This is a genomic window from Microbacterium sp. J1-1 (assembly GCF_024498615.1).
Taxonomy (GTDB): Bacteria; Actinomycetota; Actinomycetes; order Actinomycetales; family Microbacteriaceae; genus Microbacterium; species Microbacterium aurugineum.
In genome coordinates, this window is the sequence record NZ_CP089590.1 from 1,104,309 (window position 1) to 1,125,416 (window position 21,108).

Below are 21,108 nucleotides of genomic sequence, written 5' to 3' on the forward strand. Positions count from 1 at the left end.
GTCTGTTCCCTTCATCAGGCGTCCCATTCGTAGAAGCCGCGTCCACTCTTGCGGCCCAGGTGTCCTTCGGCGACGAGGCGTCGCAGCAGAGTCGGTGGCTCGAAGCGCTCGCCGAGATGGGCGGCGAGGTACTCGGCGATGCCGAGTCGGACATCGAGCCCGACGATGTCGGTCAGGCGCAGCGGACCGACCGGATGCTTGTAGCCCAGAGTCATCGCGGCATCGATGTCCTCGGCGGAGGCGACCCCCTCTTCCAGCATCCGGATCGCCTCGAGTCCGATCGCGACGCCGAGTCTCGACGACGCGAAGCCGGGGGCATCGGTCACCACGATCGGGGTCTTGTCGAGGGCGTGAATCCAGCCGCGGGCGGAGTCCACCCGCGTGGGAGCGGTCGCCGCGCCGCGGACGATCTCGACCAGCGTCGAGGCCGGCACCGGATTGAAGAAGTGCATGCCGAGGAAGCGCTCGGGGCGGTTCAGTGTCGCCGCGAGCTCGTCGATCGAGATCGACGAGGTGTTGGAGGCGAGTGCGGCCTCGGGGCCGATGGCGGCCTCGACGCGGGTGAGCGCGTCGATCTTGAGGGCGAGATCCTCGGGCACGGCTTCCACGACGAGGTCGCAGGGAGCGAACAGCGCGGTGTCCGTCCCAGTCTCGAAGCGTGCCCGGTAGGCGTCGCCGGCCTCGTGCGCCGTGCCGCGGGAGATCGATGCATCCACGGACGCGAGCACGCGCGCGGCGGCGGCGTCGGCGGCGATCTCATCGCGCTCGATCACGGTGACCCGGGAGCCCGCGAGGAGGAACGCGTGGGCGATGCCGGCGCCCATGCGTCCGCCGCCGAGCACTCCCACATGGGCGGGAGCGCTGCTGCTGCTCTGGGTCATCGGTCTCTCCGTTCCAGGAAGTCGGTCATCCGTCGGAACTTCTCCGGGCTCTCGAAGAGCTCGGCCTGGGCTTCCAGGTCGACGGCGGGGTGGCGGTCGCGGGGAGCGCGGAACACGCGTTTGGTCGCGATGGTCGCCGCGAGGTCGTTGCGGCCGATCCGATCGGCGATCGCCTCGGCCGCGGTCAGCAGGTCGGCGCTCTCGTGGATCGCCGAGACGAGGCCGATGCGCAGGGCCTCCTCCGCCTTCACGGTGCGTCCGGTGAGGAGCAGCTCGATGGCCCTGGCCTCGCCGACGATCTCCTTCAACCGCCAGCTCGCGCCGGCTGCGGCGATGATGCCGAGACCCGTCTCCGGGTTGCCGATCGCGAGGGCGGGCGTCGCGATCCGGATGTCCGCGGCATAGGCGAGTTCGGCGCCGCCGCCCAGGGCGTAGCCGTCGATCGCCGCGATGACCGGCATCGGCAGCTCGGCGATGCGCACGAAGGCGTTCGCGTTGATGCCGCGCAGCGCGTCGGCGGCCCGGCGCTCGCGCAGCTGGGCGATGTCGGCACCTGCGGCGAAGACGCCGTCGGCTCCGGTGAGGATCAGGGTCCGCGGCGTCTCCTCGAGCTCGGCGCAGAGGAGGTGCAGCGCATCGACGGTCGCCTGGTCGATCGCGTTCCGTTTGTGCGGCCGATGCAGCGTGGCGATCACCCGGTCGGGGCGGCGTTCGATGAGCAGGGGCGTCTCGGGGTCGATCTCGGCGTGCATCAGACCTTCTCCAGGATCACGGCAGCGCCCTGGCCGACGCCGACGCACATCGTCGCGAGTCCGTGCACAGAACCTTCGCGCTCCATGCGACCGAGCAGCGTGAGGAGCAGCCGTGAGCCGGACGAACCGAGCGGATGGCCGAGCGCGATGGCGCCACCGTCGGCGTTGACCCGTTCCTCATCGAGGCCGAGCCGGCGGATGCACGCGATCGACTGCGTCGCGAACGCCTCATTGAGTTCGATCGAGCCGATGTCGTCGATCGACAGGCCGGCGCGGTGCAGCGCCTTCTGCGTCGCCGGGACCGGGCCGAGGCCCATGATCTCGGGGGCGAGGCCGGCGCTCGTGCCGACGACGATCCGGGCGCGCGGCACGAGGCCGTAGCGTTCGACCGCGGCGGCGCTCGCCACCACCACCGCTGAGGCGCCGTCGTTGAGCGCACTCGAGTTGCCGGCGGTCACGACCGTGCCTCCGGCGACGACGGGACGCAGCCGCGCGAGTGCGTCGAGGGTGGTCTCGGGGCGCGGGCCTTCGTCGACCAGCACCTCCCCGGTGCCGACCGGGACGCCGACGATCTCGGGGGCGAAGCGGCCCGCGGCGATCGCCGCGATGGCACGCTGCTGGGAGCGCAGAGCGAAGGCATCCGCCTCGTCGCGGGTGATCCCGTCGACGCGGGCGACCTCTTCCGCGGTCTCGGGCATCGTGAAGGTCGCCTTGTCCCGAGCCTGGAGCCGGGGGTTCGGGAAGCGCCAGCCGATCGAGGTGTCGAAGGCGGCCCCGGGCTTGGCCCATGCCTTCTCCGGCTTGGCCTGCACCCAGGGTGCGCGCGTCATGGATTCGACGCCGCCCGCGACGATGATGTCGGCGTCACCGGCACGGATCGCCTGTGCGGCCATCGTGACGGCGGACATCCCCGAGGCGCACAGCCGGTTCACCGTGATGCCGGGGACCGTGTCGGGGAGTCCGGCGAGCAGCACCGCCATCCGCGCGACGTTGCGGTTGTCCTCACCGGCCTGGTTCGCCGCACCGAGGATCACCTCGTCGATCTCGATCGAGGTGGTGTCGATGCCCGCCCGACGCACGGCTTCCGCGACGACGATCGCAGCGAGGTCGTCAGGGCGGACGGAAGCGAGGGAGCCTCCGTATCGGCCGACGGGGGTGCGTGCACCTCCGACGAGGAATGCCTCGGTCATGCGGATCTCCTGACTGCGTCGTCTCGGTGCTGGCCGTGCCATACGATCGGCCAGTGAATTACTGACCGATCGTATGGTAATTATGGCACAGGCGCGGAGTCCGCCGCGATGCCGGCGGGCCGATCCGTGGTCAGACCGACAGATCGATGCCCTTGGTCTCCTTCACCATGGACACCCCGATGAGCGAGATCACGGATGCCACGGCGATGTAGACGCCGATCGTCCATGCCGCCTGGAACTGGTTCAACAGGGCCTCGGCGATCATCGGCGCGAACGCCCCACCGAGGATGGCGCCGAGCGCGTACCCGATCGAGACGCCCGAGTACCGCACGTTCGCCGGGAACATCTCGGCGTACAGCGCCGCCTGCGGGCCGTAGGAGAGGCCGAGCGCGAACGTCATCACGAAGAGCGCCACGAAGTACCAGAGGATGTTCGCGGTGTCGATCAGGAACCACATCGGGACCGCCCACAGAGCGAGCGCCACGTAGCCGATCTGGAAGGTGCGGATCCGACCGAGCCGATCGGAGAGGTGTCCGCCCCACAGGGTGAAGATGAGCCAGCCGAACGAGGCGAGGGTCGTCGCCAGCAGCACCGGAGGGCGATCCATGCCGAGCGCCGTGACCGCGTAAGTGGCGAAGAACGCGATCAGCAGGTAGCCGGCGGCATTGTTCGCGATGAAGATGACGGCGGTGAGGATGACCTGCTTCGTGTTCTGGCGGAACAGCCGGCCGAGCGGCGCGGAGGCCTCCTTGCGGCGACGCACCAGGTCTTCGAAGATCGGGCTCTCGTCGACGGCGCGGCGGATCACGTACCCGACTCCGATCAACACGATCGACAGCAGGAACGGGATGCGCCAGCCCCACTCGAGGAACGCCTCGGGGGACATCGAGCTCGTGAGCACCCACAGCGTGAAGGTCGCGAGGATCATGCCGACCGGCACGCCGATCTGCGGGAAGGCCCCGAACAGCCCGCGACGCCCGCGCGGAGCGTGCTCGACGGCCATCAGGGCCGCGCCGCCCCACTCGCCGCCCGCGGAGAAGCCCTGCAGGATGCGGAGCAGGATCAGCAGGATCGGCGCAGCCACGCCGATCGCCGCGTAGGTGGGGAGGACGCCGATCAGCGAGGTCGACAGTCCCATCATGATGAGGGTGAAGACGAGCATCTTCTTGCGGCCGAGCTTGTCGCCGAGGTGTCCCGCGACGATGGCGCCCAGGGGGCGGAAGAGGAAGGAGATGCCGATCGTGGCGAACGAGAGCACCTGTGCGAAGCCGGGGCTGGACTCCGCGATGGGGGCGAGGAAGAGGGGAGCGAGCACCAGCCCCGCGGCCTGCGCGTAGATGAAGAAGTCGTACCACTCGATCGACGTCCCGACGAGGGTGCCGGCGAGTACTCGCCGTTCTTCGGCGGGCATCCTGCTCTTCTGAGTGGGACTGGAAACTGCTGTCGTCATGCGAACTCCGTTGTTCTGCGATTCGGGTTCGACGGCCGGGTGCCGTCGAGTATTCATGACCGAATGGTCGGTCAGTTAATCGCCGAGCGTATCGCATCGGAGCCGCCGCCGTGTAGGGGAAGCGGTATTCGGGTCAGATCCTCCCGTAGGCGCGCAGCGGATGCTCGATGAGCTCGGTCACGCGGCGCAGGAACCCTGCGGCGTATCCGCCATCGCACACGCGGTGGTCGAACACGAGCGACAGCTGCGCGATGCGCCGGACGACGATCGCACCCTCCACGACCCACGGGCGCTCGATGATCCGGCCGATGCCGAGTATCGCGACGTCCGGGTGGTTGATGATCGCGGCCGAGCCGTCGACGCCGAGGCCGCCGTAGTTGTTGAGGGTGAAGGTCGACCCGCGCAGGCGCTCCGGTGGCATCGATCCGGCTCGGGCTGTGGCGGCGAGCTCTCGCAGGGCGGTGTCGAGCTGATCCACGGTCAGCGCGTGCGCCCGCGGGAGGACGCGCACCAGCAGGCCGCGCTCGGTGTCCGCCGCGATGCCGAGGTTCACGCCGTCGAACGAGATCACCTCATCGCCGCTCTCGCTGAGCCGCGATGCCAGCACCGGGAAGTCTTCGAGCGCGAGCAGGACGAAGCGCGCGAGCAGGGCCGTCACCGACGGGGCTCTGCCGCCCTCCGGCGCCATCCGTGCACGGAGGTCCCACAGCTCCGTCGCATCGACATCGACCCAGACGGTCGCCTCGGGGATCTCGGACCGGCTGCGGGTGAGCGTGGCGCTGACGGCTCGACGAAGGGGCGACATCCGCTCGCGCGACACCACGCCCAGTCCGTCGACGGTCTCGTCGCTCCCGGCGGCCACGCGGTGATGTGCCGCGGCGCCGTCCACGGCGTTCTCGACCGCGGCCTGCAGCACGTCGGCGCGGGTGATCGCCCCGTCCGGACCGGTCGCGGTGATCGCGTGCACGTCGAGTCCCAGATCTCGGGCGAGTCGGCGCACGAGCGGAGACCGGACCGCGACCGGGCGACGGTCGCGCGCAGACTCCGGCGTCGTGCGCTCGGGGGCGGGGGGAGCGGGCGGAGTGGGCGTGGCGGCGGACGGACGGCGCCGCCCCTTCGCGGCGGGGGCCGTGGTTCCGTAGCCGATCAGGACGTTGCCCGAGCCGGCGCGCTCCTCCTCCCGGTACGCCTCGTGCTCGATCTCCGTCGGGGTGGTCTCCTGTTCCTCGGGGGCGGAGACGTCGTCGGCGTGCGGGGCGGCTGTCGGGTCGACGACCTCGAGCACCGGGGCGCCGACGTCGATCGTGTCGCCGACCGTGCCGTGCAGTGCGGTCACGACACCGGCGAACGGGGACGGCAACTCGACGACGCTCTTGGCCGTCTCCACCTCGGCGATCGGCTGGTCGATGACGATCGTGTCGCCGACCGCGACGAGCCACTGCACGAGGCCCGCCTCGGTCAGTCCCTCGCCCAGGTCGGGCAGGCGGAACACGTGAGTGGCCTGCGCGGACGTCGTCGGGGTGCTCATGCCTCGTCCTCCCAGTGCAGCGTGTCGATCGCATCGAGCACGCGGTCGACGTCGGGCAGATACCAGTGCTCGAACTTCGGCGGCGCATAGGGGGTGTCGAACCCGGTGACCCTGCGCACGGGGGCGGCGAGATACTCGAAGCAGCGCTCGAACACGCGTGCCTGGATCTCGGATGCGACGCTCACATAGCCCGGGGCTTCGGCGATGACCACGGCGCGGCCCGTCGACTTCACGGCCGCGGTGACGGTCGCGTCGTCGAAGGGGGAGAGCGAGCGGACGTCGACGACCTGCACACTGCGTCCTTCCGTGGCGGCGACCTCGGCGACCTCGAGCGCGAGGGGAACGGAGGAGCCGTAGGCGAGGAGCGTCACGTCCGTCCCGGCCCGGGCGACACGGGCGGTGCCGAGCTGCGCGGTCTGCGTGGTGTCGACCTCGCCCTTGGCCCAGTAGAGCTTCTTCGGTTCCAGGAAGATCACGGGATCGGGCGAGGTGATGGCCGCGCGCAGCAACGAGTACGCGTCTTGCGGCGTGGCGGGACTGACGACCGTGAGACCGGGGGTGTGCGCGTAGTACGCCTCGGAGGAGTCGCAGTGGTGCTCGACACCGCCGATGCCGCCGCCGAACGGGATGCGGATCACCAGCGGCATCCGCAGGCCACCGCGCGTGCGGTTCCCGAGCTTGGCGACATGGCTGACGATCTGCTCGAACGCGGGGAGCGCGAACGCGTCGAACTGCAACTCGACGACCGGGCGCAGGCCGTTCATCGCCATGCCGACGGCGGTTCCCACGATGCCGGATTCCGCGAGGGGGGTGTCGAAGCAGCGATCCTCGCCGTAGCGGGCCGTGAGGCCGTCGGTGATGCGGAAGACACCGCCGAGCGCTCCCACGTCCTCGCCGAAGACCACCACGTCCGGATCGGACTCGATCGCATCGGCGAGAGCGCGGTTGAGAGCGGCAGCCATCGTCATGGTGGTCGTCGTCCCGACGTCGCTGTGCGTCGTGGTGTCGTCCTGCGCGATGGTCATCGGTGGCCTCCGTTCGTGGCGGTGCCCGCGTCGGCGAGCCGTGAGCGTTCGATCTCGTCGCGCAGCAGGTGCCACTGCTCGTCCAACTGCGGCGATCGGGTCGCGGTCACGTGGCGGAACAGGTCTTCGGGGTCGAGCTCGGCGTCGGTGTTCAGAGCGGCGCGCATGGCGGTCGCGATCTCCTCGGCGCCGGCGGCGAAGCGCTCCTCGGCGTCCGCGTCGAGAGCGCCCGTGGCGGTGAGGTGCGCGCGCAAGCGGGTGAGGGGATCGCGGGCGACCCAGGCCTGGACCTCGGCCCGCTCGCGGTAGCGGGTGTCGTCGTCGGCATTGGTGTGCGCCTGCATCCGGTACGTGTGGGCCTCGACCAGCGAGGGCCCTCCGCCGGTGCGGGCTCGCTCCACGGCCTCGCCGAGCACGGCCAGCACCGCGGCGACGTCGTTTCCGTCGACCCGCTGACCGGGCATCCCGTAGCCGATCGCCTTGTGCGCGAGGGAAGGGGCGGCGGTCTGCCGGGAGAGCGGGACGGAGATGGCGAACTCGTTGTTCTGCACGAAGAACACGACCGGGACGTGGAACACGGCCGCGAAGTTCATGGCTTCGTGGAAGTCGCCCTCGCTCGTGGCCCCGTCGCCGCAGAGGGCGAGCACCACGGTGTCCTCTCCCCGATGCTTCGCGGCCTGCGCGAAGCCGACCGCGTGCAGCAGCTGGGTCGCCAACGGGGTCGCCTGAGGCGCGACGCGGTGGGCGCGGACGTCGTACCCCGAGTGCCAGTCGCCCTTGAGGAGCACGAGCGCGTCAGCGGGTTCGACCCCGCGGGCGATGACGGCGACCGAATCGCGGTACGTCGGGAACAGCCAGTCCTCGGCTCCGAGGACCATCGCGGCTCCGACCTGGCATGCTTCCTGGCCTTGGGAAGAGGGGTAGACGGCGAGACGCCCCTGGCGCACGAGCGCGCCGGCCTGATCGTTGATCCGTCGTCCCTCGACGAGTCCTCGGTAGGCGGCCAGAAGGGTCTCGCCGTCGGGGAGCGGGTAGGGCGCGTCCGCGATGGGCGTGCCGTTCTCGTCGATCAGTTGCACCGCGGTGTCTCGCGGGAGCAGGTCGGTGTGCAGCATGCGTTCGCCCTCCTTGCCGAACTCGTTGGAGACAGCATGCCTCCGCGCGCGACAGTCATCCAAGATCATTCGCCGAATCCTGGATGAAAGCGCATCGAATAGGGCATTCTTGATCGAAGTGTCAGGATTCTCCGGCCGGCGGAAGGGGTCACATGATCGCGTTGGACGACACGGATCGAGCGATCCTCGAGGAACTGCGCCGCGATGCGCGCTCCTCGATGACCGCGATCGCGGATGCCGTGCACATCTCGCGCGCCGGGGCACATGCGCGGATCAAACGGCTCACCGACGCGGGGGTGATCATCGGGTACTCGGTGCGCACCGACCCCGTCCTCCTCGGGCACCATGCGAGTGCGTACGTCACGCTCGCCATCGAGCAGGCCACCTGGCAGGCGGTGAGTGAGCGGTTGCGCGCGATCCCTGAGATCGAGCACATGGCGTTGGTCGGCGGCGACTTCGACGTGATCCTGCTCGTGCGGGCCAACGATGCCCGCGATCTGCGCCGCATCGTGCTGGAGGACATCCAGGCGATCCCGTCGATCCGTTCGACCAGGACAACACTGATCTTCGAGGACTACCCGCGGGCCTGAGCGTCTCTCGCATGTCCGTGTCGCCCGGACCCGTCCCGCCCCGCCTGGTCCGCCCCGACCGGTCCGCCCCGCCCCGCCCGGTCCGCCCCGCCCCGCCCGGTCCGCCCCGCCCGAAATGAAGGAGAACTCACGTTTCGAAGGACTGAATCCCGTGGATGCTCCTTCAAAGCGTGAGTTCTCCTTCAGGACGTGGTTCTCCTTCAGGGCGTGAGTTTTCCTTCAAAGCGTGAGTTCTCCTTCAGGACGTGGTTCTCCTTCAGGGCGTGAGTTTTCCTTCAAAGCGTGAGTTCTCCTTCAGGATGTGGTCCTTTTCAAAGCGTGAGTTTTCCTTCAGGGCGTGAGTTTTCCTTCAGGGTGTGAGTTTTCCTTCAGGGCGTGAGTTTTCCTTCAGGGCGTGAGTTTCCTTCAGGGCGTGAGTTCTCCTTCGTGCGGGACAGGTGCGGGACAGGCGCAGGGGCAGGGCATCCTTCGCACTCGGACATCTGCGGCGCGCTCCGCGACAAGTGCCGGGAGGAACGCCGGTCGAGAATGAGAGGACGACCAGCTTCTCGACCGTCGCTGGCCCGCGTCACGCTCGAAGGAGAGTCCCCGATGTCCGATTCCGCCGCTTCCGCAGCCGCTGCGCTGCTCGACCGCATCCAGGCGCCGGAAGGCGCAGGCCGAGAGATCCCGGATGCCGCGACCCGGGAGGTCATCGGTCGTGCACCCGTCGCCACGGTCGGCGACCTCGACGCAGCGATCGCCCGTGCGAAGGCGGCCCAGCCGGCGTGGGAGGCCCTCGGGCACGAGGAGCGCAGCGCGCTGCTCCTCGCCGCGGCCGACGCCATCGACGCGAATGCCGAGGGACTGGCGTACCTGCTCTCGCGCGAGCAGGGGAAGCCGCTGAACGGCCCGAACGCCCGCTTCGAGCTCGGAGCCTGCTCCGCCTGGCTGCGCACGAACGCCACGACGACGATCGAGCCGCAGATCCTGGTCGACGACGAGACGCTGCATGCCGAGCTCGTCTACAAGGCAGCTGGCGTCGTCGGTGCCATCGGCCCGTGGAACTGGCCGCTCATGATCACGGTCTGGCAGATCGGGCCCTCCCTGCGGATGGGCAACACCGTCGTCGCGAAGCCGAGCGAGTACACGCCGTTGAGCGTGCTCGCGATGATCGCGGTGATCAACGACGTGCTGCCCGCGGATGTCCTGATCGGCGTCTCCGGCGACCGTGAGGTCGGCGCCCGGCTCGCCTCGCACCCCGACATCGCCAAGATCATGTTCACCGGCTCGACCGCGACCGGGCGTCGCATCATCGAGAGCTCCGCCGGGAACCTGGCGCGCCTGACGCTCGAGCTCGGTGGCAATGACGCCGGCATCGTGCTCCCGGGCACCGACCCGGCAGCGATCGCGGAAGACCTCTTCTGGGGTGCGTTCATCAACACCGGGCAGACCTGCGCCGCGATGAAGCGCCTGTACGTGCACGACTCGGTCTACGACGAGGTCGTCGCCGCGCTCGCCGCCATCGCCGGATCGGTGCCGATGGGGAACGGGCTCGACGAGAACAACGTCCTGGGTCCGCTGCAGAACCGTGCACAGTTCGACATCGTCAGCCGCTTGGTCGACGATGCGAAGAGCCGCGGCGCCCGCATCGTCACCGGTGGCGAGTCCGCTCCTGAGCTGGGTGAGCTCTTCTACCGGCCGACCATCGTCGCCGACATCGACAATGACGCGGCACTGGTGCAGGAGGAGCAGTTCGGTCCCGCGCTCCCGGTGATCCGCTACACCGACGTGGACGAGGCCTTCACGTGGGCGAACGCCCTGGACGCGGGGCTCGGTGCCTCCGTCTGGTCGAGCGACCCCGAGGCGGCACGGGAGGCGGCCTCGCGGATGCAGTCCGGCACGGTGTGGATCAACTCCCACGGCGGGCTGCACCCGATGGTGCCGTTCGGCGGGGTGAAGAGCTCGGGCTACGGGCTGGAGTTCGGGGTCGAGGGACTCAAGTCCGTCGCCGTGACCCAGGTCGTGTCGGGACCCGGCCGGAAGGGCTGACCCGTGCGCTCTGCCATCGTCGTCGGAGCAGGAACCTCGGGATCGATCGTCGCGCGTCGCCTCGTGGATGCCGGTGTCGCGGTGACCCTGGTCGAGGCCGGCGGATACGACACCAACCCGGCCATCCACGACCCGTCCCGGGCAGGCGAGCTCTGGCATTCCGCGGAGGACTGGGACTACTTCACCGTGCCACAGGAGCACGCCGGAGGCCGCCGGCTGCACCTGCCTCGCGGCAAGGTCACGGGGGGATCGCACGCGTTGAACGCGATGATCTGGGTGCGAGGCGCGGCGTCCGACTACGACGCCTGGGAACGCGGAGGTGCGACCGGGTGGAGCTGGGCCGACGTCGAACCCGTCTACGACGCGATCGAGAACGATCTGCTCCCGGTGACCGACGACTACGCGCTCTCGCCGATCCAGGCCTCGATCATCGATGCTGCGGTGCAGGAGGGGCTTCCGCGCAATCCGGACTACAACGGCGGCACGCTCGACGGGGTCTCGCAAGAGCAGGTGACCATGCACGACGGTCGCCGGGTGAACACCTGGACGGCCTACGCGCAGCCCATCGCCGATCGGCTGACGATCCTCACCGGACGCGAGGTGCACTCGGTGATCGTCCGGGACAGAAGGGCGGTCGGCGTGCAGCTGGGGGAGGGGGAGGGGTCCGAGGAGGTCCTCGCCGACGAGGTGATCCTCGCAGCCGGCGCGATCGGCTCGCCCGTGATCCTGCTCCGTTCGGGAATCGGTCCCGCGGCCGACCTCACCGCGCTCGGCATTCCGGTGGTGCAGGACTCGCCCGGGGTCGGGCAGAACCTGCACGACCATCTGCTCTCACCGGTGATCTTCACGACGCGGCGTCCGGTCGGGCCTCCGCAGGCCGGGGTGTCGGTCACGCAGAGCCACCTCTTCTGGCGCAGCCGCGACGACCTCGCGGAGCCCGACACTCAGCCGATCCACTTCTCCGTTCCCATGTGGGGGGAGCTCGAGCCGCGCGGCGACGACGGGTTCACCCTGATGGCCGGGCTGGTGACGCCGCACAGCCGCGGAGCCCTCCGGCTCTCCGGCCCGGGGCTCGCCGACCTTCCGGAGATCGACCTGGCGGCGCTCGAAGACGATCGCGATGTGGCCTCCCTCGCCGCGTCCGTGCGGCAGGCGCGTCGGATCGGAGCACGCCCGGCACTCGCCGAGGACTGGGGTGCGGTCGAGGTCTATCCCGGGCCCGAGGTGTCGGACTCCGGCGTCGAGGACTGGGTGCGACGCACCGCCATCACCTACCACCACCAGGTCGGCACGTGCCGCATGGGGACGGACCCGGAGGCTGTCGTCGATCCCCGGTTGCGCGTCCACGGTGTCGCGGGGCTGCGGGTGATCGATGCCTCGGTGATGCCGACCGTGCCCACCGGCAACACGAACGCCCCCGCCGCGATGATCGGCGAACGCGGCGCCCAGTTCTTCCTGGAGGGCTGAGAGCGATGTCGAGGCCCCCGTTCATCGTCGAGACCCCCGGTTGCGGTCGCCTGCAGCACGGGGTGTCGACGATGAGCGGGGGCGTCGACCGCTCAGCTCGGGCGTGGAGGGGAAGGGCGGCGGAGCGTCGACAGCAGGGCGTCGAGTCCGTCGTTCAGCCGACCATCGCCCGCCGAATCCGGCATCAGCACCGAGATCATCTGCCAGCCCGCGTTGCGCGAGGCGATCTCGTTGACCGCGGTCTCGATGTCGACGTCGTCGGCGAGCTCGCCGTCGTCCCGCGCCTCGACCAGGCACTGGCGGAACAGATCGCGCCAGTGCAGGTTGTTCACCCGGTGGATGCGGGTGACCTCGTCATCCTGCGACGCGTGGTCCCAGAAGGCGATCACCACCTTGGCGTACAGCGGTCCGTTCGGGCTGTACGGGAGGATCTCGCGGCAGATCCGTTCGAGTGCCTCCAGCCCGCGCACGCCTTCGATGCGGGCGTGGATGCGGTCGTTCGCGAGCGTGTACAGGCGCAGGAACGCGGCGGTGAGGATGCTTCTCTTGTCGGGGAAGTATCGCGCGATCGCGCCGTGGGCGTAGCCCGCTTCCGTGGCGATCTCCCGCATCGTGAGGCTGTCGAACCCCACCCGGATGATCACCTGCGTCGCAGCGTCCGCGATGTGCGTGCGCCGCTCCTCATGGTCGACGATCTTCGGCATGCTGTTTCCCCCTCACATCTCAAAGTATCTGTTTGCTGTTTTTAGTCACCATCTGGTGACTAATGTAACCCGATCGTAATCAATCAAAAGCAAGGCACGAGTACGATCTTTAAAATCACCAACTGGTGACTAACTCGCAGAGGAGTTCTCATGAACGTCACACGTCTCGCACGTCGGGCATCCGGAGTCGCCGTGGCGGCCGGCGTGCTCGCCCTCGCCGCCTGCACGTCTGCACCCGCCTCCTCGCCATCGGGTGGTGACGGTGAGCTGACGACGCTCAAAGTGGCGACGATCGGCCTCGTCTCCGACGGCGCCCTGATCGTCGGTCAGGAGCAGGGGTTCTTCGAGGAGGAGGGGATCGCGCTCGAGACCTCGGTCGTGGCGAACCCGCCCGCCGGCCTCGCTGCGGCCCAGAGCGGACAGGTCGACGTGGCGTACGCGCCGAGCATCCCGCTGCTCAACGCCCTCTCCAGCGGCGTCCCGTTGAAGGTCATCGCCCCGGCCGACGGTTTCGTGGGCGGGGCCGCGGAGGGGGACGACCCCGCCTCGATGGATGACACCGGACTGTATGCGTCCGCCGCGAGCGGCATCACCTCGGTCGCCGATCTGGAAGGGGCGACCATCGCGGTGCCCGCGCGCAAGGCGCAGCTCGAGGTCGTCATCTCCGACACGCTCGACCGGGAAGGCGTCGACCCCGCCTCCGTGGAGTGGGTCGTCCTGGACTTCACCTCCGCCGTGGCCGCGCTCCAGAGCGGCAACGTCGATGCAGCGGGTCTCGTCAGCCCGTTCACGGGCGAGGCGGACGCCGCCGGTGCCGTCTTCCTCGCCGCGCCGTCGGTCGGATTCTTCGAAGAAGGCGCCGTCGGGCTCTGGACGGCCGGTGACAGCACGATCGCCGCGAAGGCGGATGCGATCGCCGGGTTCCAGCGTGCCGTGGCGAAGAGCAACGCCTACGCGAACGAGCACCCGGAGGAAGCCATCCAGGCCGGCATCGACGCCACCGGCTCGACCCTGAGCGTCGACGACGTGAAGCTGCCCTTCTGGCCCGCGGAGGTCGCTCCGATCGACCTCGACCGGGTCAACGAGAAGCTCGTCGCCCTCGGGTACCTGCCTGCACCGGTCGACCTCGAGGGCGTCATCGTCGGAGTCGAGTGACGACCATGATCCGCTCCACGCTCCTTCCTCCGCTGATCGGGGCCGTCGGCGTCGTCTCGGCGCTGGCGCTCTGGGAGTGGTCGGCGACGACGGGGCCGCTCGCCGGGTCACCGCTCCCGGCGGCGACCGAGGCGATCGGTGAGGCCGTGCGCCTGCTCGGGACCCCGGCCACCTGGACGGCCGTCGGCGACACGCTGACGATGGCGTTGACCGGGCTCCTGCTCGCCATCGTCATCGGCGTCGTGCTCGGGGTGGCCATCGGCACCTCGCCGCTGGCGATGCACGCGACCCGCGTGCCGCTGGAGTTCCTCAAGCCCATCCCGCCGATCGTCATCCTGCCGATCGTGGTCCTCGTGCTCGGCCCCACACAGGCCATGGGGATCTTCCTGGTGTTCTTCGGCTGCTTCATCGCGATCGCCGTCCAGTCCTCCGCCGGCGTCTTCGACACGGACCCGGTCGCACGGGCGACGGGGCGGTCGTACGGCATGGGGCGCGCCGAGATCCTGGGGCGCATCGTGCTCCCCAGCGCACTGCCCTACATCGGAACCGCGATCCGCGTCGCCGCGCCGACCTCGCTCGTCGTGGCCGTCGTCGCCGGACTCCTCGGTGGCGGGCCCGGGCTCGGACAGAGCCTGCTGCTCTCTCAGATCTCTGGCAACCAGGCCCAGCTCTTCGCCTACGTGCTCATCCTGGGAACACTGGGGCTCCTCGTCCAGGGACTCAGTCAATGGGGCGAGCGGCGACTGCTGCACTGGCATCCGCAATACCGGAAGCAGGTCCTCTGATGACGCTCACCACCTCGATCCAGACCCCGGCACGTCTCGCGCGCCGTCGCGGGCAGGGCGCGCTTCCCCGTGGCGTCCTCGTCGGCGCCGAGATCGCGGTCCCGGTGCTGCTGCTGGCGCTGTGGTGGTTCGTCTCCGCCGCATCCACCAACGCCTTCTTCCCTCCGCTCCAGGTGATCCTGCAGCGACTGTGGCAGCTCGTGCAGACTCCCGCCTTCCTGGTGGACGTCGCCTCGTCGGTCGGGAATCTCGTGGTCTCCTTCTTGCTGGCGACCGTGATCGGCGTGCTGCTCGGCCTGGTGCTCGGACTGATCCGTCCGCTGAGCTGGTTGGTCGAGCCGACCATCCACTTCTTCCGTGCGATCCCCCCGGTGGCGCTCGTGCCGATCTTCGTGTCGCTCATCGGGTTCGGCAACGAGACCCGGATCCTGTCGATCACTCTCGCCGCCGTCTTCCCCATCCTCATCTCGACGATCGACGGTGTGCGCGCCGGCGAGCCGACGCTCGAGATGGTGAGTCGCGTCTACCGACTGAGCGGACCGGAGCGGCTGTTCTCCGTGGTGCTGCCCTCTGCGGGCCCGCGCATCCTCTCCGGGATGCAGGTCAGTCTCATCACTGCGTTCGTGGTCATGATCGCCAGCGAGATGCTGGGGTCGTCCACCGGACTCGGTGCCGCGACCCTGCTCGCCCAGCAGTCCTTCGCGATCCCCGACATGTGGGCGGGCATCCTCGTCCTCGGGGTCATCGGCTACGCGGCCACCGCCGTGTTCACCCTCTTCCGGCGCCGCGTGCTGCGCTGGTACATCGCCTCCCAGCAACAGGAGAAGAACGCATGACCACCATCGAACAGGCCCCCGTCCGGCTCAGTGTGCGCGGGCTCGCGAAGTCCTATCCGACGAAGAACGGTCTCGTCCCCGTGATCGCCGACCTCACCTTCGATGTGCGCGTGGGAGAGGTGTGCTGCATCGTCGGGCCGTCCGGCATCGGCAAGACCACGTTGCTGAAGTGTCTCACCGGGTTGCAGAGCATCACGGCGGGCAGCGCGGCGATCGACGGGAACGTCATCGAGGGCCCGCCCGAGGAGATGGCGCTCGTGTTCCAGGAGTACACCCGGTCGCTGATGCCCTGGCTCACCGTCGAGAAGAACGTGCGGTTGCCGCTCAAGCACCTGCACCTGCCGGCCGCGGAACGCGAGGAGCGGGTCGCCTCCGCGCTCACCGCGGTCGGGCTCTCCGGGGCTGAGTCCAAGTTCCCGTGGCAGTTGTCCGGTGGCATGCAGCAGCGCGTCGCGATCGCGCGTGCCATCGCTTATCGGCCCGAGGTGCTCGTGATGGATGAGCCCTTCGCCTCGGTCGATGCGCAGACGCGGTTCGAGCTGGAGGACCTCTGCCTGCGCATCCGCGAGCAGTTCGGGATGACGATCGTGGTCGTCACGCACGACATTGACGAGGCCGTCTACCTGTCGGACCGGGTCGTGGTGCTGGGGGAGCGCCCGGCGAAGGTGACGGAGATCGTCGAGATCGACTTCGGGGCCCCGCGCGACCAGCTGACGACGCGGGCGCTTCCGGCGTTCGCGGAGCTGCGCACGCAGATCTTCGGCCTGATCCGGAGGGCGGGCTAGATGTCGATGCCGACGAATGCGCGCGGCTATGAGAGCTTCGCGGGGCACGCGGCGGAATTCACCTCCGAGTCCGAGCCCTGGTGGCCGGAGCCGCAGCGGCCCGGGCCGAAGGCGCCCAACGTGATCGTGATGCTGATCGACGACCTCGGGTTCAGCGACCTCGGGCCGTTCGGGAGTGAGATCGAGACACCGCGCATCGACGGTCTCGCCGACGAGGGGTGGGTGTTCACGAACTACCGCACCGCGCCGATGTGCTCGCCGGCCCGGGCGGCACTGCTCACCGGGCTGAACCCGCACCGGGCCGGCTTCGGCTTCGTCGCGCACATCGACCCCGGCTATCCGGGATTCAGCTGCGAGCTCCCCGAGGACGCGCCGACACTGGCGGAGTCGCTGCGCGCCGGAGGGTACGCGACCTTCATGGTCGGGAAGTGGCACCTCACACTCGAATCGCGCCTGCACGACGGTGCCGACCGGAGCACGTGGCCGCTGCAGCGCGGATTCGACCGGTACTTCGGGAGCATGGACGGCTTCACGTCGCTGCACCATCCGCATCGGTTGGTGCAGGACAACTCCGTCGTCGACCTCCGCGAGTATCCCGAGGGCTTCTTCCTCACGGACGAGCTGACCGACCGCGCCATCGGCATGATCGACGACCTGCGGGTGAACGATCCGGACAAGCCCTTCTTCCTGTACTACGCGCACACCTCCGTGCACGGGCCCATCCAGGCGAAGGGCGCCGACATCGAGAAGTACCGCGGCCGCTACGAGGCCGGGTGGAACGCCCTGCGGGCGGAGCGGTTCGCCCGCCAGCGTGCGCGCGGCATCGTCCCCGATCACGCGGAGCTCCCCGGCGAGGCGATCGCCGACGGCGACCGGATCCCCGCGTGGGACGACCTCTCTGTCGAGGAGAGACGGTTGTTCGCCCGGCACATGGAGGTGTACGCCGCGGCCGTGGACGAGATCGACCAGAGCGTGGGGCGACTGCTCGATCGACTCGACCGCAGCGGCGAGCGCGAGAACACGATCGTCGTGCTCGCCAGCGACAACGGAGGGACGGCCGAGGGAGGACCGACCGGCACCCGGAGCTACTTCGCCCAGTTCGGCGCGAACGGTGCGATGCCCGAGGGGTGGATCACCGACGTGCCGCGCCCGCTGGAGGACCTCGGCGGTCCGCGCGTGTTCGGCCAGTACCCAACCGGATGGGCGCGGGTGTCCAACACGCCGTTCCGCTCGTTCAAGGCCACGACGTACGAGGGCGGCGTCCACGCCCCGCTGATCATCTCGTGGCCGGACGCCCCGATGGCGGGCGGTCTGCGCGACCAGTTCGTGTTCGTCTCGGACCTCGCACCGACGATCCTGGAACTGTGCGGCGTGCCGTCCCTGGACCAGCGGCGCGGCCGACCGGCACTCGAGATGGACGGCGGGAGCGTCGTCGACGTGCTCGCCCACCCCACCGCGCCGGGCCGGGAGGCCCAGTACTTCGAGTGCGTGGGACGACGGGCGCTCGTCGACGGACGGTGGAAGGCTCTCTCGACCGTGCCTCCGACGAAGGGCGAGGGTCCCGCGGGCGGTGTCTGGGAACTCTACGACCTCGCGGCCGACCCGACCGAGACCGAGGACGTCTCCGCCGATCACCCCGAACGCGTCGCGGCGATGGCGGCACGCTGGCACGCGGAAGCCTGGCGCAACGCCGTGTTCCCCCTCGATGACGACGGCGCGTTGTTCCGCCTGCGCCCCGACACCGAGGAACCGCTCTCCGCAGCGATCGACCTGGTGCCCTTCCGTCCTCCTCTGGAGCGCTTCCGTTCGGCGAAGCTCACCGTCCTGCGCTCCTTCGCGGTCGAGGTCGACCTCACGACCGAGGCCGACGCGGCAGGCGTGATCGTGGCCCACGGCGATCAGGGCGGCGGTTACCTGCTCGCACTGGACCACGGGGCGCCGCTCGTCGCCTACAACGCCTACGGCGCGATGCACCGTGCCCGCGGAGCGCAGCGGTCTCCGGGGGAGCACCGGATCGTGCTGCGCGTCGACGAGCACCCCGGACTGCGCTGGAGCCTGACGGTCGAGGTGGACGGCGACCGCGCGGCGGTGATCGACAGCGTGCCCATGCTCATCGGAATGTCACCGTTCACGGGCATCAGCGTGGGGTACGACTTCGGTGGCCCCGTCGACTGGGAGCTGCACGAGCAGCATCGCTCGTTCCCGTTCCGGGGCGGCGAGCTGCATCGCGTGCGCTACGTGCCTGGTGAGCGCTCGCCGCATGATCCGACCGTGCTGCGCGCCGTCGGACAGGCGGTCCTGGCGGTCGCCGACTGATCCGGTGAGCGGCTGAGGTCGGTGTCTGAGGGGTCACCGGGCTCAGCCGTTCACCCCGTCGATCCGTTGCGGTCAGACCGGGCTGTTCGCGCCCAGAGCGATCGCCACGAGAGCGAGGGCGACGACGCCGAACCCCGTGCCGAACACCGTCAGGACGAGGAGCAGCCCGCCGCCCGGAGGGAGACCCGCTGCAGCGCCCGTCAATACGGCGGTGACCCGCCGTTGGCGGCGACGTGCGGCGAACCAGAGCAGGCACGCAGTCCCCAGTCCGATCGCGCCGGGAGCGAGCCCCCAGACCCCGGCGCCGGCGGGGAGGACCAACGGCAGGATCCGCAGGGAGATCAGGGACCCGACGGCGATCGCGAGGGCTGTGCGGCGCCAGGCGAGCTCCGTGCGTTCGGGCTGCAACCCGGGATCGTACAGGCGGTCGGGCTCCGCGGCCGGACGTCTCCTCATGACCGGGGCTCTGTCAGCGCCACAGGACGCCGGCCAGCACGAGCAGTCCGACCACGACGACGACGACGGCGAGGACCACGGCGGAGAACGCGCCCGGAAGTGGCCGCGATTGGCGCAGCGCCCGCTCCGCCCGCATCCACTCCCACCAGGCGAGCGGTGCGACCGCGGTCCCCGTGATCATGAGCAGCAGCGACGCGGCGAGCCGGAATCCGGGGTGAAGGTCGAGGCCGAGGACCTCGAGCGCCACGCCACCGGCGATCAGGGCGAGACCAGTCCGTGTCCACGCCAGGAACGTCCGTTCGTTGGCGAGCGAGAAGCGCGGATCGGGTTCCTCGCCGAGGGAGTAGACGGATGCCGGGAAACGCTTCATCGCCTCATCGTATCCGCGCGGCACCGCTCAGTCGCCGTGGACTCGACGGCCGGCGAACCAGGTCGACACGACCTCGGTGTGCACGATCTCGTCTGCCGGGCCGGCGATGGCGTCACGGGCGAGCACGACGAAGTCCGCGGACTTCCCGGGCGTCAGCGACCCGGTCTCGGCGTCGAGGCCCATCGCCGCGGCGGCGTTGATCGTGAAGACCTCCAGTGCCTCCTCGGCGGTGATGGCCTGTTCGGGCCACAGGGTGCCGGGGGCGCGTCCGAGCGGGTCCGCCCGCGTCACGAGACCCTGCAGGCCCTCCAGCGTGTTCGGAGACTCGCTCACGGGCCAGTCCGAACCGCCGGCGACCCGGGCTCCCGCATCGATCAGCGCCCGGTTCGGCTGGGAGTGCTCCGCGCGTTCGCCGAGCACCTCGGCCAAAGCCTGGGGGATGACGCCCGGATACCAGATGAACGGAGAGATGTCCGCCGAGACATTGAGGGCCTCCAGTCGCGGGATGTCCGACTCCGCCAGGAACTGACCGTGCGCGATTTGAACGGGGGTGGTGAAGCCCTCGCGGCGCAACTGCTCCGTCGCATCGAGCACGAGGCGCGCGGAGCCGTCCCCCGTGCAGTGCACCTTCGCCCCCAGACCTCGTCGCGCCACGGAGCGCAGCCACCCGGTGAGCTCGTCGAGGGTCATGGTGGTCTCGCCGTGGAAGTGCGCCCCGTGCGCGGCGTCGGCCAGATACGGCTCGAGGAACGACGCCGTGCGTGCCGGGGGGACTCCGTCGAGGAAGATTTTCACGAAGTCGGGACGGTGGTGCGCGGTGCGGAACTCCTCGCCGCGGTCGAGCAGCGGTTCGCCGATCGGGTCGAAGCCGAAGATCTCGTCGTTGATCAGCAGCGAGGACACGACCCAGGCGTCGAGCTCGTCGGCCCGGTCGAGGTCGGCCAGCGCGCCGAGGATCTCGACCGACACCCCCGCGTCTTGGAAGGCCGTGACGCCGAACGAGTTGAGGATCTCGATTCCTCGGCGTGACGCGGCGGCGTGCTGCGCGGGAGTGAGCCCGCCGCTGCGGTCGTAGGCCTCCTGCACGGGGATGCCCGCCGCTTCGAGGAGCACACCGGTCGGCGTGCCGTCATCCGGATCGAGAAGGGCGGTCCCGGACGGGGGCAGCCGATCGGTGGTGATCCCGGCGAGTTCCAGTGCCCGGCTGTTCGCCCACCGGTTGTGACGCGAGTCCTCCATCAGCATGACGGGACGCCCGCCGCCCGCCTCGTCCAGGCGGAGTCGGCTCGCGGTGTTCGCGAGCGCGGGCAGGAGGGTGGTGGCCACGGCGCCGCCCACGATCCATGCGTCATCGGGGAGCTCTGCGGCCTTCTCCCGGACCCGGTCGAGGATTTCGTCCAGCGTCAGTGCGGGAGCCAGCGACAGCTCGAACAGCTCGGTCCGCCCCGCGAGGGCGTGGTGGTTGTGCACATCGACGAAACCGGGGTACACCGCTGCGTCGCCGACCTCGAGCGACTGCGTCCGGCGTCCGCGGAACGATTCGATGTCGGACCGGGATCCGACCGCGAGGATCCGCCCGTCGCGCACGGCGAAGGCCTCGACGATCGGGTTCGTCCGGTCCGCGGTGCGGATCATGGAGCCGGTGACGATGAGGTCGGCGACGTCGGTCATG

At 69.7% G+C, this 21,108-nt stretch carries 19 protein-coding genes; 8 read left to right on the forward strand and 11 right to left on the reverse strand.

All coding sequences use genetic code 11. From position 1 onward, the window contains the following. Positions 1-14 precede the first annotated feature (14 nt). The 7 genes from LRQ07_RS05235 to pdhA all read right to left on the reverse strand — a co-directional run bounded on the left by LRQ07_RS05235 (position 15) and on the right by pdhA (position 7,941). Positions 15-881: a 3-hydroxyacyl-CoA dehydrogenase family protein gene (locus tag LRQ07_RS05235; protein WP_256536036.1), complete on the reverse strand. Its 867-nt coding sequence runs from the start codon at positions 879-881 to the stop codon at positions 15-17. Further along, the gene (locus LRQ07_RS05240; protein WP_256536037.1) at positions 878-1,633 is read right to left on the reverse strand and encodes an enoyl-CoA hydratase/isomerase family protein; all 756 of its coding nucleotides are present in this window, start codon (positions 1,631-1,633) and stop codon (positions 878-880) included. The genes LRQ07_RS05235 and LRQ07_RS05240 overlap by 4 nt, the downstream gene beginning before the upstream one ends. Further along, entirely contained in the window at positions 1,633-2,823 is a 1,191-nt protein-coding gene (locus tag LRQ07_RS05245) for an acetyl-CoA C-acyltransferase (protein WP_256536039.1), read from the reverse strand. The genes LRQ07_RS05240 and LRQ07_RS05245 overlap by 1 nt, the downstream gene beginning before the upstream one ends. 130 nt (positions 2,824-2,953) lie before the next feature. Continuing rightward, positions 2,954-4,273, reverse strand: a complete 1,320-nt coding sequence (locus LRQ07_RS05250) for an MFS transporter (protein ID WP_256536040.1) — start codon at positions 4,271-4,273, stop codon at positions 2,954-2,956. A gap of 133 nt (positions 4,274-4,406) precedes the next feature. Beyond that, entirely contained in the window at positions 4,407-5,801 is a 1,395-nt protein-coding gene (locus LRQ07_RS05255) for a dihydrolipoamide acetyltransferase family protein (RefSeq protein ID WP_256536041.1), read from the reverse strand. Next, entirely contained in the window at positions 5,798-6,826 is a 1,029-nt protein-coding gene (locus LRQ07_RS05260; RefSeq protein WP_256536042.1) for an alpha-ketoacid dehydrogenase subunit beta, read from the reverse strand. Before LRQ07_RS05260 ends, LRQ07_RS05255 begins: the two co-directional genes overlap by 4 nt. After that, complete coding sequence (gene pdhA, locus LRQ07_RS05265; protein ID WP_047521719.1) at positions 6,823-7,941, reverse strand: pyruvate dehydrogenase (acetyl-transferring) E1 component subunit alpha; 1,119 nt, start codon at positions 7,939-7,941, stop codon at positions 6,823-6,825. The genes LRQ07_RS05260 and pdhA overlap by 4 nt, the downstream gene beginning before the upstream one ends. Before the next feature lie 152 nt (positions 7,942-8,093). Here pdhA and LRQ07_RS05270 point away from each other — a divergent pair, with 152 nt between their 5' ends. From LRQ07_RS05270 to LRQ07_RS05280, 3 genes are all read left to right on the forward strand, one after another. Beyond that, entirely contained in the window at positions 8,094-8,531 is a 438-nt protein-coding gene (locus LRQ07_RS05270; RefSeq protein ID WP_194239192.1) for an Lrp/AsnC family transcriptional regulator, read from the forward strand. Positions 8,532-9,122: 591 nt separating this feature from the next. Then, on the forward strand, positions 9,123-10,562 hold the full coding sequence (locus LRQ07_RS05275) for an aldehyde dehydrogenase family protein (protein WP_232762316.1): 1,440 nt from the start codon (positions 9,123-9,125) through the stop codon (positions 10,560-10,562). A gap of 3 nt (positions 10,563-10,565) precedes the next feature. After that, a complete protein-coding gene (locus LRQ07_RS05280; RefSeq protein WP_256536043.1) occupies positions 10,566-12,029 on the forward strand; it encodes a GMC family oxidoreductase in 1,464 nt (487 codons plus the stop codon). Between the two features lie 92 nt (positions 12,030-12,121). Here the strand turns inward: LRQ07_RS05280 and LRQ07_RS05285 are convergent, their stop codons facing one another. Then, positions 12,122-12,733 carry a TetR/AcrR family transcriptional regulator gene (locus LRQ07_RS05285; RefSeq protein WP_047521698.1) on the reverse strand — a complete coding sequence of 204 codons (612 nt, stop codon included), beginning with the start codon at positions 12,731-12,733 and terminating at the stop codon, positions 12,122-12,124. Positions 12,734-12,883: 150 nt separating this feature from the next. On the opposite strand from LRQ07_RS05285, the gene LRQ07_RS05290 reads away from it, so the two are divergent. The 5 genes from LRQ07_RS05290 to LRQ07_RS05310 are packed head-to-tail and all read left to right on the forward strand — an operon-like array spanning position 12,884 to position 18,610. After that, positions 12,884-13,888: an ABC transporter substrate-binding protein gene (locus LRQ07_RS05290; protein WP_232762314.1), complete on the forward strand. Its 1,005-nt coding sequence runs from the start codon at positions 12,884-12,886 to the stop codon at positions 13,886-13,888. A gap of 5 nt (positions 13,889-13,893) precedes the next feature. After that, complete coding sequence (locus tag LRQ07_RS05295) at positions 13,894-14,673, forward strand: ABC transporter permease (protein ID WP_194239194.1); 780 nt, start codon at positions 13,894-13,896, stop codon at positions 14,671-14,673. Continuing rightward, positions 14,673-15,509, forward strand: a complete 837-nt coding sequence (locus tag LRQ07_RS05300; RefSeq protein ID WP_047521694.1) for an ABC transporter permease — start codon at positions 14,673-14,675, stop codon at positions 15,507-15,509. The genes LRQ07_RS05295 and LRQ07_RS05300 overlap by 1 nt, the downstream gene beginning before the upstream one ends. Continuing rightward, positions 15,506-16,294: an ABC transporter ATP-binding protein gene (locus LRQ07_RS05305; RefSeq protein WP_256536044.1), complete on the forward strand. Its 789-nt coding sequence runs from the start codon at positions 15,506-15,508 to the stop codon at positions 16,292-16,294. Before LRQ07_RS05300 ends, LRQ07_RS05305 begins: the two co-directional genes overlap by 4 nt. Then, positions 16,295-18,610: an arylsulfatase gene (locus LRQ07_RS05310; RefSeq protein ID WP_256536045.1), complete on the forward strand. Its 2,316-nt coding sequence runs from the start codon at positions 16,295-16,297 to the stop codon at positions 18,608-18,610. 72 nt (positions 18,611-18,682) lie between these two features. Here the strand turns inward: LRQ07_RS05310 and LRQ07_RS05315 are convergent, their stop codons facing one another. The 3 genes from LRQ07_RS05315 to LRQ07_RS05325 are packed head-to-tail and all read right to left on the reverse strand — an operon-like array spanning position 18,683 to position 21,107. Beyond that, positions 18,683-19,066, reverse strand: a complete 384-nt coding sequence (locus LRQ07_RS05315) for a DUF202 domain-containing protein (RefSeq protein ID WP_256536046.1) — start codon at positions 19,064-19,066, stop codon at positions 18,683-18,685. A gap of 13 nt (positions 19,067-19,079) precedes the next feature. After that, positions 19,080-19,436 (reverse strand): YidH family protein, encoded by a 357-nt coding sequence (locus tag LRQ07_RS05320; RefSeq protein WP_256536047.1) that lies wholly within the window; start codon positions 19,434-19,436, stop codon positions 19,080-19,082. Positions 19,437-19,463: 27 nt separating this feature from the next. Then, positions 19,464-21,107 carry an amidohydrolase gene (locus LRQ07_RS05325; protein ID WP_256536048.1) on the reverse strand — a complete coding sequence of 548 codons (1,644 nt, stop codon included), beginning with the start codon at positions 21,105-21,107 and terminating at the stop codon, positions 19,464-19,466. Between the last annotated feature and the right edge of the window lies 1 nt (position 21,108).

Bases quoted from the DNA above. Each gene is read 5' to 3' on its own strand.
- LRQ07_RS05235 (WP_256536036.1), bottom strand. From the start codon at position 881: ATGACCCAGAGCAGCAGCAGCGCTCCCGCCCATGTGGGAGTGCTCGGC.
- LRQ07_RS05240 (WP_256536037.1), bottom strand. From the start codon at position 1,633: ATGCACGCCGAGATCGACCCCGAGACGCCCCTGCTCATCGAACGCCGC.
- LRQ07_RS05245 (WP_256536039.1), bottom strand. From the start codon at position 2,823: ATGACCGAGGCATTCCTCGTCGGAGGTGCACGCACCCCCGTCGGCCGA.
- LRQ07_RS05250 (WP_256536040.1), bottom strand. From the start codon at position 4,273: ATGACGACAGCAGTTTCCAGTCCCACTCAGAAGAGCAGGATGCCCGCC.
- LRQ07_RS05255 (WP_256536041.1), bottom strand. From the start codon at position 5,801: ATGAGCACCCCGACGACGTCCGCGCAGGCCACTCACGTGTTCCGCCTG.
- LRQ07_RS05260 (WP_256536042.1), bottom strand. From the start codon at position 6,826: ATGACCATCGCGCAGGACGACACCACGACGCACAGCGACGTCGGGACG.
- pdhA (WP_047521719.1), bottom strand. From the start codon at position 7,941: ATGCTGCACACCGACCTGCTCCCGCGAGACACCGCGGTGCAACTGATC.
- LRQ07_RS05270 (WP_194239192.1), top strand. From the start codon at position 8,094: ATGATCGCGTTGGACGACACGGATCGAGCGATCCTCGAGGAACTGCGC.
- LRQ07_RS05275 (WP_232762316.1), top strand. From the start codon at position 9,123: ATGTCCGATTCCGCCGCTTCCGCAGCCGCTGCGCTGCTCGACCGCATC.
- LRQ07_RS05285 (WP_047521698.1), bottom strand. From the start codon at position 12,733: ATGCCGAAGATCGTCGACCATGAGGAGCGGCGCACGCACATCGCGGAC.
- LRQ07_RS05290 (WP_232762314.1), top strand. From the start codon at position 12,884: ATGAACGTCACACGTCTCGCACGTCGGGCATCCGGAGTCGCCGTGGCG.
- LRQ07_RS05295 (WP_194239194.1), top strand. From the start codon at position 13,894: ATGATCCGCTCCACGCTCCTTCCTCCGCTGATCGGGGCCGTCGGCGTC.
- LRQ07_RS05300 (WP_047521694.1), top strand. From the start codon at position 14,673: ATGACGCTCACCACCTCGATCCAGACCCCGGCACGTCTCGCGCGCCGT.
- LRQ07_RS05305 (WP_256536044.1), top strand. From the start codon at position 15,506: ATGACCACCATCGAACAGGCCCCCGTCCGGCTCAGTGTGCGCGGGCTC.
- LRQ07_RS05310 (WP_256536045.1), top strand. From the start codon at position 16,295: ATGTCGATGCCGACGAATGCGCGCGGCTATGAGAGCTTCGCGGGGCAC.
- LRQ07_RS05315 (WP_256536046.1), bottom strand. From the start codon at position 19,066: ATGAGGAGACGTCCGGCCGCGGAGCCCGACCGCCTGTACGATCCCGGG.
- LRQ07_RS05320 (WP_256536047.1), bottom strand. From the start codon at position 19,436: ATGAAGCGTTTCCCGGCATCCGTCTACTCCCTCGGCGAGGAACCCGAT.
- LRQ07_RS05325 (WP_256536048.1), bottom strand. From the start codon at position 21,107: ATGACCGACGTCGCCGACCTCATCGTCACCGGCTCCATGATCCGCACC.